Source organism: Buttiauxella sp. S19-1 (assembly GCF_022134725.1).
GTDB lineage: Bacteria > Pseudomonadota > Gammaproteobacteria > Enterobacterales > Enterobacteriaceae > Buttiauxella > Buttiauxella ferragutiae.
This window is the reverse complement of record NZ_JAHWLU010000295.1, coordinates 1-297: the sequence shown is the minus strand read 5'-3', so window position 1 is coordinate 297 and position 297 is coordinate 1. Positions and strand designations below refer to the sequence as shown.

The following is a 297-nucleotide window of genomic DNA, read 5'->3' as shown; positions in this document are numbered from 1 at the left end:
GGTGACCGAACCCGGCACCGGCCCACGCCTGCGACACCCGTATCCAGCACGAGCTGTCTTCTGTTTCGCCGTGATAACGGTCCCAGCGGAATTTCACCCGCACCCGCCCGTGTTCGTCGCAGAAAATTTCCTCCCCCGGCGGACCGGTGACCACCGCGCTCTGCGGGCCGTCGACCTTTGGTTTCTGCGGGCGATTCGGGCGCCAGGTGCGGTCTCCCGGTATGGCCACAAACCGGTTGGTGAGGGTGGTCCCCTCGCCGCGACTGCCGTGCAGGGCCTGTGGCTGTTCCCCGGTCA

At 67.3% G+C, this 297-nt stretch carries 1 pseudogene; it reads right to left on the bottom strand.

The annotated features are described in order from the left end of the window. Positions 1–297 (bottom strand): annotated as a pseudogene (locus MES37_RS25065) (type VI secretion system tip protein VgrG); the annotation flags it as partial.